The following is a 16,943-nucleotide window of genomic DNA, read 5'->3' on the forward strand; positions in this document are numbered from 1 at the left end:
AAAACTCATGGAAACCTCTGCCCTTCCTCGTCGCCTCGCCCTCACCGCCGGGTGTAATCAACTCATCAACTGGGGGATTTCATTTTATATGCCCGGCACCTTTGCGCGGGCCATTTCAGCCGACCGGGGATGGTCGTCACCGCAGATTTACCTCGGCCTGACGCTGGCGATGCTGGTGATGGCGGCGGTATCTCCTTTTGTCGCCCGCCTGCTGGCACGCTTTGGCGGTCAAAAAGTGGTGATGGTCGGGACGCTGCTGATCGCCGCAAGCTGCGCAGAAATGGCGTATACCCGGACGCTTTATGGCTGGTACGGCGCCTGGATTGTCGCCGGCACTGGGATGCGCCTGTCGCTGTACGATGCGCTGTTCGCCGCGCTGGTCAACCTCTACGGGCAGCAGGCGCGAAGAACGATCTCACGCGTCACGCTGGCGGGCGGGCTGGCCTCCGCCGTCTTCTGGCCGCTGGGCGATGGCCTGCTTCACATCATGAGCTGGCAGGACGCGTTACGCATTTATGCCCTGCTTGGCCTGCTGAGCGCAGTGCTGATCCGCACGCTTCCCCGGCAGCGGCTGACGGAAAACACGAAGGCCATCGCGCCGCCCCTGCGCAACGAGCGGCGTAACGCCTGGCTTTATGCGGCCTTCATCGCCCTTATCACCTTTGTCTCTAACGGCACCTCCACCCATCTGCCGGAGTTTATTGCCCACTTTGGCCTGCCGGTCGCCATTGGCATGCTGTGGGGGATCGGCCAGACGGGCGCGCGCTCGCTGGAGGTGCTGGCAGGTGGCCGCTTAACCCCCTTCAAACTTACGCTCTTTACCGCTCTTGCTATGCCGCTGTGTTTTCTTGTGGGAATAAGCAGCGCCCTGTTTGTCTGGTGCGCGGCCGGGTTTGTGCTGGGCTACGGCGCCATCAACGGACTGGTCACCATAGTAAAAGCCACGCTGCCACTGGAGCTGTTTAGCGCGGAAAGCTATGCCCGCCGCACGGGCATGCTGCTTATCCCGGGCCAGCTGATGGCCGCAGCCGCACCGTTTGCCTATGCGTGGCTGAACAAAACGCTGGGGATCGCGGGTGCAATGGGAGTGTCGACGGGGTTAACGCTGGTGATTGCCGGGCTGGCGATAGCGATCGTGCGCCGTCCCGGGAGGCAAACTGTATCGCACTGTATCCCGCGCGACGCGCTGACAAACGGGTACAAAACGCCCCCTCCGGCAAATATCTCCGATACATAAAAATGGTTTTCTTTCCCTGTCGTCATTCAGAACCGATGAGGAGAGAACCATGATTCGTCGTTACGCAATTTTACCCCTGCTCGTCCTGGCCTCTGTAACACATGCCCAGGCCACGCCGCTGGACAACCTGAGCGCCGCGGACGTTAACGGCCCCGCCGCCGTTGCCCCGCTGGCGCAGCCGCAACCGCCGGCAAAACTGATCGTCGATCCGCCGCTTTCCGGGCCGCTGAGTAAAGGCGCGGTGTTTATCCAGTACCGAGCCGAAAACCTGCGCATCGAGCCGGTATTCGGACCTGAAGCGCTCAAGGTCACCCCGCGCATCGGGCACATTCACGTGGTGGTGGACGGCGCGCCGTGGCACTGGGCTGACGCCAGCGGAGAGCCGGTGATTCTGGTGGGACTCCCCGCCGGTAAACACAAGGTGACGATTATTCTGGCCGACCCGACGCACAAGCCGCTCGACCACAAAACCATTGAATTCACCGTTCCGCCCCACGCGGCGGTCCACCATTTTTAAGGAGTCTGAAGATGAAAGCACTGACTGTACTGACGGCAGGCCTGCTGGGGCTTTCCGCCAGCGCCTTTGCACAGAGCAAAACCAGCGTCGTGCTGGTGCACGGCGCGTTTGCCGACGGCAGCAGCTGGAATAAGGTGATTACCCTGTTGCAGAAACAGCACGCAGAGGTCATTGCCGTCCAGCTGCCGCTCACGTCGCTTAACGATGACGTTGCGGCCACAAAGCGGGCCATCGCCCGCGCCCAGGGGGATGTCGTGCTGGTGGGTCACTCCTGGGGCGGCACCGTGATTAGCGAAGCGGGCAACGATGCGCGGGTGAAATCGCTGGTGTATGTGGCGGCGTTCGCGCCGGATGCCGGCCAGTCAACGGCGGACCTCGCGGGAAGCTACCCGCCGCCGCCGGGCAGCGCGGGCATCGCCAAAACGGCGGACGGCTATTTATATCTGCCAACGGACGCCGTCAGGAAGGATTTCGCGCCGGACGTGAAGCCCGAGGAACAAACTGCAATCGCGGCCACGCAGGGGCCAATTAAGGCCGATGCGTTTGGTGAAAAGGTGACCCACGCGGCGTGGCATGTTAAGCCGAGCTGGTTTGTGGTCAGCAAAAATGACCGAATGATCAACCCCGATCTTGAACGTGCGATGGCGAAGACGATCCATGCGAAAACCACCGAGGTCTCCGCGAGCCACGTGTCGATGGTGAGCCAGCCGGAGGCTATCGCCCGGACGATTGAGCAGGCGATTGAAGCAAAGTAATTTTTTGCGAATTGTAGGCCGGGTAAGCGCAGCGCCACCCGGCAAAAAAATAGCCTCAGCGCCCGCCATCCGCGGGATAATCCCGATTAATCCACGCGTGGTCCTCTTCCCAGGTGAACATCCACTTGCGCACCGGCCCGGCCATCACGTTGAGATAATAGCTGTCATACCCGGCCATCGTCGCCACCGGGTGGTATCCCTTCGGCACCATGACCACGTCACGGTTATAGACCGCCATGCACTCATCCAGCGCTCTGTCGTCGGTGTAAACCCGCTGCACGCAGAACCCCTGCTCCGGGTTGAGGCGATGGTAGTAGGTCTCCTCCAGGTAAGTCTCCCGGGGCGGGTTATCCGTGTCGTGCTTGTGGCTCGGGTACGAGCTGGTACAGCCCTCGTTGGTCCAGACCTCCACCACCAGCAGGCTGTCGGCGGGCTTATCTTCCGGCAGAATGTTGTGCACGTAGCGCTGGTTGTGGCCCTTGCCGCGCGCCTCAGCGTCGATATCCTGCGGCGCAATCAGCCGCGTCGGATACGTGCCCTTGCCGGGGGCGGCGCAGACCGCCAGCTCGAGCCTCGTCAGCGCCTTCACCTGCACCGTCTCCTGCGGGGTAACGTACACCGCCCACGGCTTGATGCGCTCGAACGGGCTCATCCGCTCGCCGATGTCGTTAAACTGCGCGGAAGGCGTGCTGATGGAGGCGCGCCCGGCGACCAGCACCAGACAGCGCTCTTCGCTGACGGCGGGCAGCGTCAGCGTCTGCCCCTCCTGCAGCTCATACGCCTCAAAGCCGACGTATCCCCACCCTGCGCGTTCCGGCGTGACGGACTGGGTCCGCCCCTCCGCGTTCGGCTGTTGCCAGCGTGATAACAGACGTGACATGTCACCTCCTCAAATCAGTCCGGCGTCGCGCGCCAGACGGCTCAGGTTGTTATACCCCAGACGGGCGTAGGTCAGCGGATGGGCAACCGCCGGGTCCTGCTCCGCCTCCACCACCAGCCAGCCGTGATAGTCCTGCGCCTTCAGCAGCCGCATGATCGGCGGATAATCCACGCAGCCGTCGCCCGGCACCGTAAACACGCCGCTCAGTACCGCATCAAGGAAGCTGGTTTTACGGTTTTTCACGTCCGCCAGCACGTCGGCGCGCACGTCTTTGCAGTGAACGTGGTTGATGCGCGACGCCCAGCGCTGCGCCACCGCCAGCGGATCGGCCCCGGCAAAGGTCAGGTGACCGGTGTCCAGCAGCAGTCCAACCTCTTCGCCGGTATGGGTCATCAGGTTGTCCACGTCGTCAGCGGACTCAATCACCGTCCCCATATGGTGGTGATAGGCAATCTGCACCCCCTGCTGCTGGGTGTAGCGGGCAAATTCCGTGAGCTTCTCGCCATACTCCCTCCAGCGTGCCTGTGGGAAACGCGGGCGCAGATGCACCGGCGTCTGCTGCTCGCCGTGAATGCAGCCGCTCACTTCCGCAAACACCAGCACCTTCGCCCCCAGCTCGCGCAGCAGCGTCAGGTGGGACTGCACGGCGGCGATCTCCGCCTCCACGCTGCGCTCCAGCAGTCGGCCGGAGTACCAGCCGGAGACCAGCTGCAGGTCATGGCGCTGCAGGATGGGGCCAAGCAGCCGCGCTTCGCGCGGGAATTTATTGCCCAGTTCGAACCCTGCAAAACCGGCCTCTTTACCTTCGCTCAGGCAGGTCTCCAGCGGCGTCTCTGCGCCCAGAGAAGGCAGATCGTCGTTCGTCCACGTCAGCGGGTTAATGCCCAGTTGTACACTCATTGTCGTCTCCATTATGCGTGTCCGCGCTCGCGCCACCAGGCGATAAGCTGCAGGTAGTTGTCCCGGATGCGCGCCACCAGCTGCGCATCGTCAATATCGTGCTTCAGCCACGCGCGGGAGGCATCGCCGAACAGCGTGCGCCCTACGGCGAAGCCTTTAACCAGCGGCTGCCCCGCTGCGGCCCTGAAGTCGGCGCGCAGCTGTTCTGCAGGGGCATCCAGGCCGAGGATCACCACCCCGCGGCAGTGCGGGTCCCGGCGTTCGATAATCTCGCTCAGCGCCGTCCAGCCGTCGGCGGAGAGCGGCGGCAGCTTCCACCAGTCCGGGTAAATGCCGAGGTTGTAGAAGCGGGAGATGGCGCGCAGGTAGAGCTCGTCGCTGCGCGGCATGGTCGCAGGCAGGATCACCTCCAGCAGCAGCTCGTGCCCGGACCGGCAGCAGGCGTGGTACACCTCGGCGATTTTCTGCTCCTGCTCCAGGCGCAGGCCGTGGGCGTCTTCCGGATGGAAAAAGACCAGGCACTTCACCACGTGCTCCTGCGGCCAGCTGATAAGCTGGGTGCCGATGTTGCCGTGCTCCATCTCCAGCGGCCGGGAGCCCGGCAGCTCAATGGGGCGACCAATCCACCACCCCTCGCCGGTGATGGCGTTCAGCGCGTCCTGTCCAAAGGTGCCGTCGCACAGCAGGCCCGCTTTGCCCTCCAGCCCGGCCCGGCTCGCCGCCTCGCGGCTGGCCTGCAGGATCAGCTGCTTGAGCGCCGGAATACGTTTGAGCGACGCGCCGCACTGCAGCGCCATATCCTCAAGCTGGCTGCGGTGGTCGAACGCCATTACGCACAGCTCCGGCCATTCGCGGCGACGGGTGGTCACCCGGTGCAGATGGTTCAGACGCGGGTCGAGATCCGGGCGCGGCACATCCGCAGCGCGAGAGAGATAGTCATCCAGCTCGATTTTGCTCGGCATCGCCGGGGCGCAGCCGTGGCGCGAGACCACCAGCGCGCCGCAGGCGTTGGCATAGCGACACGCCTGCTCCCAGCCCTCGTCGTTCAGGTAGCCGCGCAGCAGGCCGGACATAAACGCATCCCCCGCGCCGAGGACGTTCAGCACCTCCACGCGCACGCCGGTCACCGTCAGGCCGTCGTCCAGCCGGGGCGGAATGGCGTCGGTATAGACCGAGCAGCCGAGCGCACCGCGCTTGCAGACCAGCGTGGCCTGGCTCACCGCACGCACCTGCCCCAGCGCCTGCAGGGTCTCCGTGCTGCCGCCCGCGATATGGAACTCCTCCTCGGTGCCGACAATGACGTCGAAGAGGTGCAGCACCTCCTGCAGCTCGCGAGTGACCTTATCCGCGGCGATAAAGCGCGTTTCGCCGTCGCCTAAGGAGGTCAGCCCCCACAGCACCGGACGGTAGTCGATGTCCAGCACCGTGCGCACGCCGTGACGGCGGGCATAGCCCAGCGCCGTCAGCACCGCCTCGCGGGTCTGAGGATGAGAAAGGTGAGTCCCGGTGATGGCAAGACACCGTGCGGAGGCAATGTAGCTTTCGTCCACATCGCTGGCCGTAATGGCCATATCCGCGCAGTTATCGCGATAAAAAATCAGAGGAAAGGTGTCCCGGTCTTTAATGCCGAGTAGCACCAGCGCCGTGAGGCGGTCTTTATCGGTAATCAGATGGCTGGTATCGCAGCCCACCTGGCTGAGCTCTTCGCGCAGGAAGCGGCCCATATGCTCGTCGCCGACGCGCGCCAGCATCGACGAGCGCAGCCCCTGGCGCGCGGTGCCGTACGCCACGTTGCCGGACGAGCCGCCGAGGTATTTGGCGAAGCTCGACACATCCTCCAGACGGGCACCAATCTGCTGACTGTAGAGGTCTACCGCCACGCGGCCCATGCATATCACATCAAACTGCTTTTCCACGTTGATACCTCATCAGACAATGTCATTCACGTTCAGCCAGCGGCCTTCACGGTGCGAGAGCGCGATCGCGTCCAGCACGCGCGACACCTTCCAGCCCTCTTCGAAGTCCGGCCACATCGGCGCGTCGGCGGCAATCCCGTCCACCAGGTCGCGCACCTCCACCGTTTTTTGATCGTTAAAGCCAATCCCATGGCCTGCACCCATGCAGAACGCGGCGTAGTCCGGGTGTGCCGGACCGACGAGCAGGGTGCGAAACCCCTGACGGTTTACCGGATCGTCATGCAGATAGAGCTTCAGCTCCGCCATGCGCTCCTGGGTAAAGCTGATGGCGCCTTTGGTCCCGGTAATGACGTACGACAGCCCCATCTTGCGGCCGCAGGCGACGCGGGAGGTTTCAATCACGCCCTGCGCCCCGCCCGCGAAGCGCACCATCGCGTGGGCCTGGTCCTCGTTTTCGACGGCAATCATGTCTGACGACCCGGCCTTCGCCGGACGTGCCGGGACAACAATCTTCAGGTCACCGCAGACCTGCTCGATCTCCCCGACCAGGTACTGGGCCATGTTGACGATATGCGCCGCCAGGTCGCCCAGCGCCCCCAGCCCGGCGGTCTCTTTGAAGCAGTGCCAGTGAATGGGCGAGCGCGGGTCGGCCATATAGTCTTCGTTGTGGGTGCCGTAGAAGTGGATCACCTCGCCAATCTCGCCGCGGGCGATAATCTCCTTCGCCAGCTGCGCCGTCGGGTTCTTCATGTAGTTGAACCCCACCAGCGTTTTCACCCCGGCCCGCTTCGCGGCGTCGACCATCTCGCGCGCGTCGTGGGCGTTCAGCGCCAGCGGCTTCTCCGAGTAGACGTGCTTGCCGTGACGGATCGCCTCCAGCGCCATCTCTTTGTGCAGGTGGTTGGGTGAGCAAATATCCACCACGTCAATCGCCGGGTCGGCCACCAGCGCCCGCCAGTCGCCGGTGGAGCGGTTGAAGCCAAACGCCTGCGCGCGCGCTGCCGCCAGCTCCGGCGTGACTTCCGCTACCATCTCGCGCACCAGCCTGCCGCGCAGGTTGAACACCGTCGGGGCCTGGGCATAGGCGATAGCGTGCGCCTTGCCGATATACCCGGTGCCAATCAATCCAATACGAACCTCTTTCATCACTATCCTCACAGTGCGCCGCGACGGCTCTTGGCGTAGGTATCAAACGCCACCGCCAGAACGATAATTAGCCCGGTGATAATCTGCTGGTAGTAGGCCGAGACGTTCATCAGCACCAGGCCGTTAATCAGAATCCCCATGATGATGGAGCCGATAATGGTGCCGCCGATGCGCCCGTAGCCGCCCATCAGCGAGGTGCCGCCAATCACCACCGAGGCGATGACGCGCAGCTCAAAGGAGATCCCGGCCACCGCCTCGGCGCTCCCCAGACGCGCGCTCAGAATGAAGCCCGCCAGCCCCGCCAGGCAGCCGATCAGCACGTAGACGCTGACCAGCACGCGCTTGACGTTGACCCCCGCCAGGCGCGCCGCCTCCGGGTTGCCGCCGATGGCGTAAACGAAGCGCCCCCAGCGGGTTTTATGCAGCGCCAGATAGCCGCCGAGGGCGACGATGGCGAAGATCCAGATCGGAATGGAGATGCCGAGCAGCTCCCCGCGCCCCCACCAGCGGTAGCCCTGATCGAAACCGGCGATCGGCGCGCCGTCGTTGATCACCAGCGTCAGGCCGCGCCAGATGGTCATCCCGCCGAGGGTGACGATGAACGGCGGCAGGCGCAGGCGGGTCACGCCCAGACCGTGCAGGAAGCCAATCGCCGTGCCCATCGCCAGACAAATCCCCAGCCCAATCAGCCAGCTCATGCCGCCCCAGGCGTTCGGGTCGACGGTGGTGAAGTTGTCGCCCTTAATCACGTACGCCGCGGTCATGGCGCACACCGCCAGAATGGAGCCCACGGAGAGGTCAATCCCGGCGGTCAGGATGACGAAGGTCATCCCCACGGCCATGATCCCGTAGATGGAGACTTCGGTCAGGATGTTGAAAATATTGCGTTCAGAGAAAAAGTTGCTGTTCTGCGACTGGAAGAAGATCAGCAGCAGGATCATGAAAATCAGCACCCCGAAGCGCTCGAAGAAGGCGATGGGATCGATGCGTCCGGCGCGTTTGACCGGGGCCTGCGTTTTAGAAATCATCTGCGTCATGAGAAACTCCGTTATGCCGCGTTCAGGGCGTTGTGGTTGATGGCCATCATCGTCATCAGCCGTTCTTCGTTAGCGTCGTCACCGTGGATCTCGCCGGTCACTCGCCCTTCGCTGAGGGTGATGATCCGGTCTGACACCGCCATCACTTCAGGCAGATCGGAGGAGATCACGATCACCGCCACGCCCTTTTTCGCCATGTCAAACAGCACCTGGTGCACTTCCGATTTGGTCCCCACGTCGATGCCGCGCGTCGGCTCATCGACGATCAGCACCCGCGGGTTGAGCGCCATGCAGCGCGCGAGGATCACCTTTTGCTGGTTACCGCCGGAGAGCTTGCGCACCTCCTGCGCGCTGTTGACCATTTTGATCTGCAGCGCCTTGCGGTAGGACTCGATCAGATCGTCCTCTTTGCGGGTGTTCACGAACCAGCGCCACTGCAGCAGCGAGGAGAGGCAGGAGAGCGACAGGTTGTCGCGAATCGACAGCCCCAGCACCGCCCCCTCTTTTTTGCGATCTTCCGGCACCAGCGCCACGCCCTGGTCAAGGGCATAGAGCGGGTCGCGCGGCTGGTACGGTACTCCGTCCAGCTCAAAACTCCCGGAGGTAAACGCGTCTGCGCCAAACAGGCAGCGGGCCACTTCGGTGCGCCCGGCGCCTACCAGCCCGGCAATGCCTAAGACCTCCCCGGCGTGGACGTGGAAGCTGATGTCGTGCAGGGCGATGCCGTGCGGATCCAGCGGCGGCTTTTCGCGGCTCAGCCCCTTCACGGCCAGGCGGACGGGTTTATCCTCATGGTGGGTTTCGCTGGCGGGACGGCGGTTAAACGCCACGTCGCGCCCGACCATCAGGCGGATCAGCTGCTCTACGTTCGTTTCAGCCACCGCGCCGGTGCCGGTGAAACGGCCGTCCTGGAAAACGGTGAAGCGGTCGCAGAGCTGGAAAACCTCGTGCAGGCGGTGGGTGACATAGATAATGCTCACGCCGCGGTTTTTAAGCTCGCGCACCACGCGGTGCAGGCTTTCCACCTCGCTGTCGCTCAGCGCGGCGGAGGGTTCGTCCATAATGATGAGCCGGGCGTTGAGGGTCAGCGCCCGGGCGATCTCCACCATCTGCTGCTGGGCCACGCTCAGACGGGCGACCGGGGTGGTCGGTGCAACGTTCAGCTGCAGATAGTCGAGAATGACCTGCGCCTCCTGATTGACCGCCTTTTCGTCGACGATCAGGTTACGTTTACGCGGCTCGCGCCCGAGAAACATGTTTTCCGCGACGGTCATGTTGGGCAGCAGGTTGAATTCCTGATAGATGGTGATAATGCCCTTGTTCTGCCGTTCCACCGGGGAGTCGTCCACCGGCAGCGTTTCGCCGTTGAACCAGATCTCCCCGCGGGTTTGCGGCTGCGCCCCCGCGAGCGCCTTCAGCAGCGTGGATTTACCCGCCCCGTTTTCCCCCAGCAGAGCGTGGATCTCCCCCGCGCCGACGGTCAGCTGGGCGCTGCTTAACGCCCAGACGCCGGAAAAGCTTTTTGCCAGGTCGGTCACTTTCAGTAAGGGTTGCGACATCGGTCTGCTCCTCCTTTAGAGTGAGCCGCCGCGCCAGCGGCGGCTACGGATAAATCAGTTACCGGCCTCACCGATACGCTCAGCCTGCTGCAGGTTCTCTTTGGTGATCAGCGTCGGCGGATAGTCGGCCCCGGTGATGGCCTTCTTCTCGCGCACGTTGGCCACCAGCTGGCTCATCGCCGTCTGCACCGCAAAGCCCGGACGCTGGTCCGCCGTTACCGCCAGCCAGCCGTCGCGCACGCGGGCCAGCGCTTCCGGTACCGCGTCAAAGCCGGTGACCAGAATTTCGCCCGGCTTCACGCCCTGGCTCTGCAGGGCTTCGATCGCCCCCAGCGCCATATCGTCGTTGGCGGAGAGGATCACCTGCGGGCGTTTCGGCAGCGAGGGCAGCACGCTTTCCACGATGCGCATCCCTTCAGAACGCATCCAGTTGCCTGTCTGATCGGCAACAATCTTGTACTTATCCCCGCCCGCCTTCAGGCTGTCGCGGATCCCTTTGGTGCGTTCGATGTTGGAGGAGGAGCCCGGCTGGCCGGTCAGCAGAATGATTTCCGCCCCGTCGGGGAATTTGGTTTTCACAAAATCGCCAATCGCCTGGCCGCCCTTGTAGTTGTTGGCGCCAAAGTGCGGCACTTTTTTCTGGCTGTCGACGGAGCGGTCAAGGGTGACCACCGGCAGCTTCGCATCCTGAATTTCATCCACCGCGCTGGAGACCGCGTTCACGTCGTTCGGGGAGACGATAAAGCCCTGCGCCCCGCGGGTGATGGCGTTTTCCAGGTCAGCCACCTGCTTCGGTGAACTGCCCTGCCCGTCCAGCACCTGAAGCTTCACGCCCATCTCTTTTGCGGCTTTTACCGCCGTGCGCTGCATGTGAACTTCAAACGGCATGGCCAGGTTTGGCGTACTGAACACAATTTGCTCGTTTTCGGCGAGGGCGGCCCCGGACGTCATGGCGATGAGGGCGGCTACGATCAGTTTTTTCATTATTATGTCTCTCTGTGTAGGGTGGTTGTGTTTAGAGGACGATCTCGCGCTGGCTGCGCAGTGACTCCAGCGCTTTATCCGCGAGGTACAGCGCACGTTCACCATCATCGCCGCTGCAGTCAGGCACCGCTTCGCCGCGCAGGACCGCAACAAAGTGTTCCCATTCCGCGGCGTAAGCGGATTTGTAGCGCTGCAGGAAGAAGTGTTCCGGCAGCGCGCTGGTGCAGCCCTGTTTGCCGTAGTGCTGCACCTGGTTTTCCAGAATGTTGCCCGCGCACAGCAGCCCTTCGGAGCCGTGCAGTTCCAGGCGCTGGTCGTAGCCGTAAGAGGAGCGGCGGCTGTTGACGATGGTCGCCATCGCGCCGGAAGCGTATTTCAGGACGATAAACGCGGTATCGATGTCGCCTGCCTCGCCAATCGCCGGATCCACCAGGTTGCTGCCCTGGGCATACACCGACACCGGCTCTTCGCCCATGATGAAGCGCGCCATGTCAAAGTCATGAATGGTCATATCGCGGAACATGCCGCCGGAGACGCGCACGTACTCCGCGGGCGGCGGAGACGGATCGCGGGAGATGATGAGCAGCGATTCCGGCTTGCCGATGCGCCCGGCCTGCGCGTCGGTTTTCACGCGGCGGAACTGTGGGTCAAAGCGGCGGTTAAAGCCGATGAACAGCGGCACGTCGTACTCTTTGACCACCTTCAGGCAGTCGCGCACGCGGGCGAGGTCGAGGTGGACCGGCTTTTCGCAGAAGATGGCCTTGCCGTGGCGGGCGGCCATTTCAATCAGGTCCGCGTGGGTATCGGTGGCGGAGGCGATCAGCACGGCGTGAACGTTAGGGTCGGTCATCGCTTCATCCAGGCTCTGCTGGCGGGCCTGATACTGCGTGGCGAGGCGGGTGGCAAATTCCTGATTCGGGTCAACCACGGACCAGAGCGTGGTCGCGCCGTGGCTGGCGATGTTAGCTGCATGTACCTGGCCAATTCGGCCAGCGCCCAGTAAAGCAATGTTAAACATAACGGCTCCCGGTGTTGGTGAATGCTGTGAACTAACGACTCTATAAATAAAACATTTATTTCATTTTTATAAATAGTGAAAATTATATTTTTGAGTGCGGGTTAACACTTTTGAGATGAATGAGATAAATTTTGTTATCAATCTCACAACACAGGTGAACGTGCGGCAACTCCCCTCACCCCGGCCCTCTCCCTCAGGGAGAGGGAGTAAAAAACCACACCGAGCCGTCCCCTCTCCCTGAGGGAAAGGGTTAGGATGAGGGGAAAACAAAAATGAAATGAAAATTTCGTTACTTCGGGAAAACTCAATACTGACGGGCTTTTTTCACCTGCGACTGCGTTTGCTCCGCGGCCTCACGCACGGCAGACGACTTCGCCACCTGCGCATCGCCGGTTCGCCACCAGGAGGCGTAGTCGTGGGTCATGGTCTTCGGCAGCACCTTGATGTCCAGCAGCGTCGGGCCAGGATGGGCGCGGGCCGCCTCCAGCGCCGCCAGCAGGCTTTGCTCATCGTTTACCCGCCACGCGCGGCAGCCGTAGCTTTCCGCATTTTGAGCAAAATCGACCTTCACCAGCGGCCCGTCAAGCCGCCCGCTTTCCGGGTTGCGATGGCGGTTTTCCGTGCCAAAGCTGCCCATACCGTGCCCCATCTGCAGGTTGTTAATGCAGCCGAAGCTGGCATTATCAAACAGCAGAACGGTGACCTTAATGCCCTCCTGAACGGCGGTTTGCAGCTCGGAGTGGAGCATCATGTAGGAGCCATCCCCCACCATGGCGTATACCGGCTGCTCGGGTCGGGCAAGCTTCGCGCCGATGGCTGCCGCAATCTCGTAACCCATGCAGGAATAGCCGTACTCCAGGTGATAGCTGTCCGGCGTTTTGACCTGCCAGAGGCGCTGTAAATCGCCCGGCAGCGAACCGGCCGCGCCCACCACGATGGCGTTATCTTCCACATGCTGGTTGATGAGCCCCAGCACCCGCGTCTGGGTCAGGCGGGTATTGAGCGCCTCGCCGTATTCCGCCAGCTGCGCGTCCAGGTGCCCCGCCACTTCGGGCGCGTCGTCCGGACGCCACTGGCGATCCCACAGGCGACGGCACTCGTCGCGCCAGGCAGATTTCGCCTCAGCGATCGCCTCTCCCCAGCCGCTGCGGTAATCACCAAGCGCGTGGGTCAATGCCTCGAGCCCGGTTTGAGCGTCGGCAATCAGCGCCGTGGCGTCCAGCTTCAGGGCGTCAAACTCGGCCACGTTCAGCAGCAGGAATTCCACGTCCGGATGGGAAAAGAGCGCCTTGGAGCCGGTGGTAAAGTCGGTCAGGCGCGTGCCGATGCCGATCACCAGGTCGGCCTGCGGGGCGAGCTGGTTGGCCGCCATCCCGCCCGTCACCCCTACGCCACCGAGGTTAAGTGGGTGGTCACTTACCAGCGCCCCCTTTCCGGCCTGGGTTTCGGCAAACGGCAGCTGCAGCGTCTCGACAAAGTCGCGAAACGCCTCATGCGCGCCGGAATAGCGTACGCCGCCGCCGCACACCACCAGCGGGCGATGCTTGCGGGCGATCAGCGCCCGCGCCTGCGCCAGACGCTGCGGATCGGGCGGACGGCGCTCGATGTGGTGCACGCGACGCGCGAAGAAGCTCAGCGGGTAATCCCACGCTTCCCCCTGCACGTCCTGCGGCAGGCAAATCGTCACCGCACCGGTATCTGCCGGGTCAGTAAGCGTTCGCATCGCGCTGAGCATCGCGCTCATGAGTTGCTCCGGGCGGTTAATGCGGTCCCAGTAGCGGGAGACCGGACGGAAGCAGTCGTTGGTGCTGATGCTGAGATCGTGATACTGCTCGATCTGCTGCAGCACCGGGTCCGGCTGGCGGCTGGCGTAGATATCGCCCGGAAGCAGCAGCAGCGGGATGCGGTTCGCCGTGGCGGTTGCCGCCGCCGTAACCATATTGGCGGCACCCGGCCCGACGGAGGAGGTGACGGCAAAGATGCGCTGACGGCGGTGCTGTTTGGCAAATCCCGTCGCCATATGGGCAATGCCCTGCTCGTTGCAGCCCTGCATCACCTGCAGATGGCCCGGATCCTGCTCCAGCGCCTGGCCGATACCCAGCACGTTGCCGTGTCCAAAGATGGTGGCGACGCCCTCCACGAAGGGCGTTTCATCGCCATCCACGCTGACGTACTGTTGATTCAGGAACCGGACCAGCGCCTGGGCCATGGTCATACGTTCGGTTTGCATAAAATCTCCTGTCAGCCCAGCGTCGGCATGGAGAACGCAGCGCCTGTCTCCTGCTGCATTTCCGGCCAGCGCGCGGTGATGGTTTTCATTCGGGTGTAGAAGCGCACGCCGTCGTTGCCGTGGACGTTGAGCGCGCCGAAGATGGAACGCTTCCAGCCGCCGAAGCTGTGGAACGCCATCGGCACCGGGATCGGCACGTTGACGCCCACCATACCCGCCTGCACCTCTTCGCAGAAGCGGCGCGCGCAGCCGCCGTCGCGGGTGAAGATTGCCGAGCCATTACCATATTCATGGCGGTTAATCAGGTCCACCGCGCTGGCGTAATCTGCTACGCGCACCACAGAAAGCACCGGACCAAAAATCTCTTCTTTATAGATGGTCATCTCCGGGGTGACGTTATCGAACAGCGTCGGCCCGACGAAGTAGCCCTGCTCGTGGCCCTTCACGCTGAAGCCGCGACCGTCCACCCGAAGCGTCGCCCCCTGCGCTTCCCCGCTGTCAATGTAGCCCAGCACCTTGCTGCGGTGCGCGGAGGAGATGAGCGGCCCCATTTCGTTTTCCGGCGACTGGTCCAGGCCCGGCCCGACGCGCAGCGCGGCAATCTGTTTTTCCAGCCGGGCGCAGAGGTCATCGGCGGTGTTATCCCCCACCGCCAGCACCACCGAGAGCGCCATGCAGCGCTCGCCCGCCGCGCCGTAGGCCGCGCCCATGATGGCGTTGGTCGCCATCTCCATGTCGGCATCCGGCATTAAAATGCAGTGGTTTTTCGCGCCCCCCAGCGCCTGACAGCGCTTACCGTGGGCGGACGCGGTCTGGTAAATGTATTCCGCAATCGGCGTGGAGCCGACAAAGCTCACCGCCTGCACGCGCGGGTCGGTCAGGAGCACGTCAACGGACTCTTTATCACCCTGCACCACGTTGAAGACGCCGTCCGGCAGGCCGGCCTCTTTCAGCAGCTGCGCCAGCGCGAGCGCCAGAGAAGGGTCTTTTTCCGACGGTTTCAGCACGAAGGTATTCCCGGTCGCCAGCGCAATCGGGAACATCCACATCGGCACCATCGCCGGGAAGTTAAACGGCGTGATCCCGGCGCAGACGCCGAGCGGCTGCATCAGAGAGTGGCTGTCAACGCCGGTCCCGACGTTCGCCGAGTGTTCACCCTTTTGCAGATGCGGAATACCGCAGGCAAATTCCACCACTTCCAGGCCGCGGGTCAGTTCGCCCACCGCGTCGGAGAAGACCTTGCCGTGCTCTTCGCTGATGAGGCGGGCCAGGCGATCCATGTTCTCTTCCAGCAGCGCCTTGAAGCGGAACATGACGCGCGCGCGCTTAAGCGGAGCATGACGCGCCCACGCCGGAAACGCCTGCTGCGCGGCGGCAATCGCCTGCTCCGTTTCCTGTGCCGTACTCATCACCACCTGGCGGATCTGCTCGCCGGTGGCCGGGTTGAAGATCGCCTGAACGCGCTGGCCTGAACCGGTGACACATTCGCCGTGAATAAAATTCGCTACCGTCTCCATCCTTAACCTCTCGCTGTTGATACGTGACTTGACCTGAACACTGTGTACTGAACACTATATATGAAACAAATATTCCATTTTAAGTTGAAATAAAATAAATGATGATTATTGTGATCAAGGATGGATTTTTATGTTAACAGCCAGCACCACTGACGCCGCGTGCGCTATTAAGGGTTCTCGGGCGAGGAAATGACTGAATCTTCTGTTTCATTTTTGCTGCCAGATGGATGGCCGACATTTAAAAGACGCGGTTTTGCGTTTAGAATCATATGACTGTATTTGGGGGATAACATGACAACAGCAACCAGCCTGAACGAACTGCAGCAGCAAATCCGCGATCGCTACGATAGCCTGAGCAAGAGGCTGCAGCAGGTCTCCCGCTACGTGCTGGACAATACCAACAGCGTGGCGTTTGATACGGTTGCCGTTATTGCCGAGCGCGCCGACGTGCCGCCCTCGACGCTGATCCGCTTTGCCAACGCCTTTGACTTCACCGGCTTCAACGAAATGAAACAGCTGTTTCGCATGAACCTGGTGGAGGAGACCGCCAGCTACAGCGACCGCGCCCGGCTGTTCCGCGAGATGGAGAGCGAGGCCGTGCCGGAAACGCCGCTCGATATCCTGCAGGAGTTTGCCCGCTCGAACGCGCAGGCGCTGCAGCAGCTGGCCGCCCGCGCCGAGCCGGAGATGCTGGAGCGCGCGGTACAGCTGCTGGCCGACGCCGATACCATCTACATTGCCGGACTGCGCCGCTCCTTTAGCGTCGCTGCCTATCTCACCTATGCCCTGAGCCACCTCGAGTGCCGCCCTATCCTGCTCGACGGCATGGGCGGCATGCTGCGCGAGCAGATCAGCCGCATTAAGGCGCGGGACATTGTGGTGTCGATCAGCTTCTCACCGTACGCGGAAGAGACGGTGATGGTCAGCGAAACCGCCGCCAGCGTCGGCGCGCGGCAGATCGTGATTACGGACAGCCAGATAAGCCCCCTGGCGACGTTCAGCGACCTCTGCTTTGTGGTGAAAGAGGCGCAGGTGGATGCGTTTCGGTCTCAGTCGGCGACGCTGTGCCTGGTGCAGTCGCTGGTGGTGGCGCTGGCGTATCGCCGGGATAACAGCGAAAAATAGCTCACTTCCGGCCCGGTCCCCCGGGCCGCGGATTTAATCAGTGAATGCTCTCCTCCATCACGAAAAACAATAAAATAATTCCCCTCCGTAACAACATTTAATCAATTGATTTTCATAATCTA

14 protein-coding genes are annotated in these 16,943 nt (G+C 62.5%); 4 read left to right on the forward strand and 10 right to left on the reverse strand.

Annotated features, from left to right (window positions below; all coding sequences use genetic code 11):
* Window positions 1-7: 7 nt before the first annotated feature.
* The 3 genes from BFV67_RS16170 to BFV67_RS16180 are packed head-to-tail and all read left to right on the forward strand — an operon-like array spanning window position 8 to window position 2,509.
* Window positions 8-1,237 carry an MFS transporter gene (locus BFV67_RS16170; protein WP_008501650.1) on the forward strand — a complete coding sequence of 410 codons (1,230 nt, stop codon included), beginning with the start codon at window positions 8-10 and terminating at the stop codon, window positions 1,235-1,237.
* Between the two features lie 49 nt (window positions 1,238-1,286).
* Entirely contained in the window at window positions 1,287-1,754 is a 468-nt protein-coding gene (locus tag BFV67_RS16175; RefSeq protein ID WP_023325851.1) for a DUF6130 family protein, read from the forward strand.
* 11 nt (window positions 1,755-1,765) lie between these two features.
* On the forward strand, window positions 1,766-2,509 hold the full coding sequence (locus BFV67_RS16180) for an alpha/beta fold hydrolase (RefSeq protein WP_069598659.1): 744 nt from the start codon (window positions 1,766-1,768) through the stop codon (window positions 2,507-2,509).
* 55 nt (window positions 2,510-2,564) lie between these two features.
* Here the strand turns inward: BFV67_RS16180 and iolB are convergent, their stop codons facing one another.
* The 10 genes from iolB to BFV67_RS16230 all read right to left on the reverse strand — a co-directional run bounded on the left by iolB (window position 2,565) and on the right by BFV67_RS16230 (window position 15,696).
* A complete protein-coding gene (gene iolB, locus BFV67_RS16185; protein ID WP_069598660.1) occupies window positions 2,565-3,389 on the reverse strand; it encodes a 5-deoxy-glucuronate isomerase in 825 nt (274 codons plus the stop codon).
* Window positions 3,390-3,398: 9 nt separating this feature from the next.
* Window positions 3,399-4,289 (reverse strand): myo-inosose-2 dehydratase, encoded by an 891-nt coding sequence (gene iolE / locus BFV67_RS16190; RefSeq protein WP_069598661.1) that lies wholly within the window; start codon window positions 4,287-4,289, stop codon window positions 3,399-3,401.
* An 11-nt stretch (window positions 4,290-4,300) separates the two neighbouring features.
* Window positions 4,301-6,205: a bifunctional 5-dehydro-2-deoxygluconokinase/5-dehydro-2-deoxyphosphogluconate aldolase gene (locus tag BFV67_RS16195; RefSeq protein WP_069598662.1), complete on the reverse strand. Its 1,905-nt coding sequence runs from the start codon at window positions 6,203-6,205 to the stop codon at window positions 4,301-4,303.
* A 12-nt stretch (window positions 6,206-6,217) separates the two neighbouring features.
* Window positions 6,218-7,351 (reverse strand): Gfo/Idh/MocA family protein, encoded by a 1,134-nt coding sequence (locus BFV67_RS16200; RefSeq protein WP_069598663.1) that lies wholly within the window; start codon window positions 7,349-7,351, stop codon window positions 6,218-6,220.
* A gap of 8 nt (window positions 7,352-7,359) precedes the next feature.
* Window positions 7,360-8,388: an ABC transporter permease gene (locus BFV67_RS16205; protein WP_008502116.1), complete on the reverse strand. Its 1,029-nt coding sequence runs from the start codon at window positions 8,386-8,388 to the stop codon at window positions 7,360-7,362.
* Window positions 8,389-8,399: 11 nt separating this feature from the next.
* The gene (locus BFV67_RS16210; RefSeq protein ID WP_021241823.1) at window positions 8,400-9,947 is read right to left on the reverse strand and encodes a sugar ABC transporter ATP-binding protein; all 1,548 of its coding nucleotides are present in this window, start codon (window positions 9,945-9,947) and stop codon (window positions 8,400-8,402) included.
* Between the two features lie 54 nt (window positions 9,948-10,001).
* Entirely contained in the window at window positions 10,002-10,931 is a 930-nt protein-coding gene (locus BFV67_RS16215) for a sugar ABC transporter substrate-binding protein (protein WP_008502118.1), read from the reverse strand.
* A gap of 31 nt (window positions 10,932-10,962) precedes the next feature.
* Window positions 10,963-11,949 carry an inositol 2-dehydrogenase gene (gene iolG / locus BFV67_RS16220; RefSeq protein WP_023294280.1) on the reverse strand — a complete coding sequence of 329 codons (987 nt, stop codon included), beginning with the start codon at window positions 11,947-11,949 and terminating at the stop codon, window positions 10,963-10,965.
* 304 nt (window positions 11,950-12,253) lie between these two features.
* Window positions 12,254-14,179 (reverse strand): 3D-(3,5/4)-trihydroxycyclohexane-1,2-dione acylhydrolase (decyclizing), encoded by a 1,926-nt coding sequence (gene iolD / locus BFV67_RS16225; protein ID WP_069598664.1) that lies wholly within the window; start codon window positions 14,177-14,179, stop codon window positions 12,254-12,256.
* Window positions 14,180-14,190: 11 nt separating this feature from the next.
* A complete protein-coding gene (locus BFV67_RS16230; protein ID WP_063452890.1) occupies window positions 14,191-15,696 on the reverse strand; it encodes a CoA-acylating methylmalonate-semialdehyde dehydrogenase in 1,506 nt (501 codons plus the stop codon).
* A gap of 291 nt (window positions 15,697-15,987) precedes the next feature.
* Between BFV67_RS16230 and BFV67_RS16235 the strand changes: the two genes are divergently transcribed.
* A complete protein-coding gene (locus BFV67_RS16235) occupies window positions 15,988-16,821 on the forward strand; it encodes a MurR/RpiR family transcriptional regulator (protein WP_021241828.1) in 834 nt (277 codons plus the stop codon).
* The last annotated feature ends 122 nt before the right edge of the window (window positions 16,822-16,943 follow it).

Origin of the sequence: Enterobacter roggenkampii (assembly GCF_001729805.1) — a bacterium.
Taxonomy (GTDB): Bacteria; Pseudomonadota; Gammaproteobacteria; order Enterobacterales; family Enterobacteriaceae; genus Enterobacter; species Enterobacter roggenkampii.

What these genes read in the sequence shown, in the direction of transcription:
- iolG (WP_023294280.1), bottom strand. Translation starts at nt 11,949, where the DNA reads ATGTTTAACATTGCTTTACTGGGCGCTGGCCGAATTGGCCAGGTACAT.
- iolE (WP_069598661.1), bottom strand. Translation starts at nt 4,289, where the DNA reads ATGAGTGTACAACTGGGCATTAACCCGCTGACGTGGACGAACGACGAT.
- BFV67_RS16210 (WP_021241823.1), bottom strand. Translation starts at nt 9,947, where the DNA reads ATGTCGCAACCCTTACTGAAAGTGACCGACCTGGCAAAAAGCTTTTCC.
- BFV67_RS16215 (WP_008502118.1), bottom strand. Translation starts at nt 10,931, where the DNA reads ATGAAAAAACTGATCGTAGCCGCCCTCATCGCCATGACGTCCGGGGCC.
- BFV67_RS16205 (WP_008502116.1), bottom strand. Translation starts at nt 8,388, where the DNA reads ATGACGCAGATGATTTCTAAAACGCAGGCCCCGGTCAAACGCGCCGGA.
- BFV67_RS16200 (WP_069598663.1), bottom strand. Translation starts at nt 7,351, where the DNA reads ATGAAAGAGGTTCGTATTGGATTGATTGGCACCGGGTATATCGGCAAG.
- BFV67_RS16175 (WP_023325851.1), top strand. Translation starts at nt 1,287, where the DNA reads ATGATTCGTCGTTACGCAATTTTACCCCTGCTCGTCCTGGCCTCTGTA.
- iolD (WP_069598664.1), bottom strand. Translation starts at nt 14,179, where the DNA reads ATGCAAACCGAACGTATGACCATGGCCCAGGCGCTGGTCCGGTTCCTG.
- BFV67_RS16230 (WP_063452890.1), bottom strand. Translation starts at nt 15,696, where the DNA reads ATGGAGACGGTAGCGAATTTTATTCACGGCGAATGTGTCACCGGTTCA.
- BFV67_RS16180 (WP_069598659.1), top strand. Translation starts at nt 1,766, where the DNA reads ATGAAAGCACTGACTGTACTGACGGCAGGCCTGCTGGGGCTTTCCGCC.
- BFV67_RS16235 (WP_021241828.1), top strand. Translation starts at nt 15,988, where the DNA reads ATGACAACAGCAACCAGCCTGAACGAACTGCAGCAGCAAATCCGCGAT.
- iolB (WP_069598660.1), bottom strand. Translation starts at nt 3,389, where the DNA reads ATGTCACGTCTGTTATCACGCTGGCAACAGCCGAACGCGGAGGGGCGG.
- BFV67_RS16170 (WP_008501650.1), top strand. Translation starts at nt 8, where the DNA reads ATGGAAACCTCTGCCCTTCCTCGTCGCCTCGCCCTCACCGCCGGGTGT.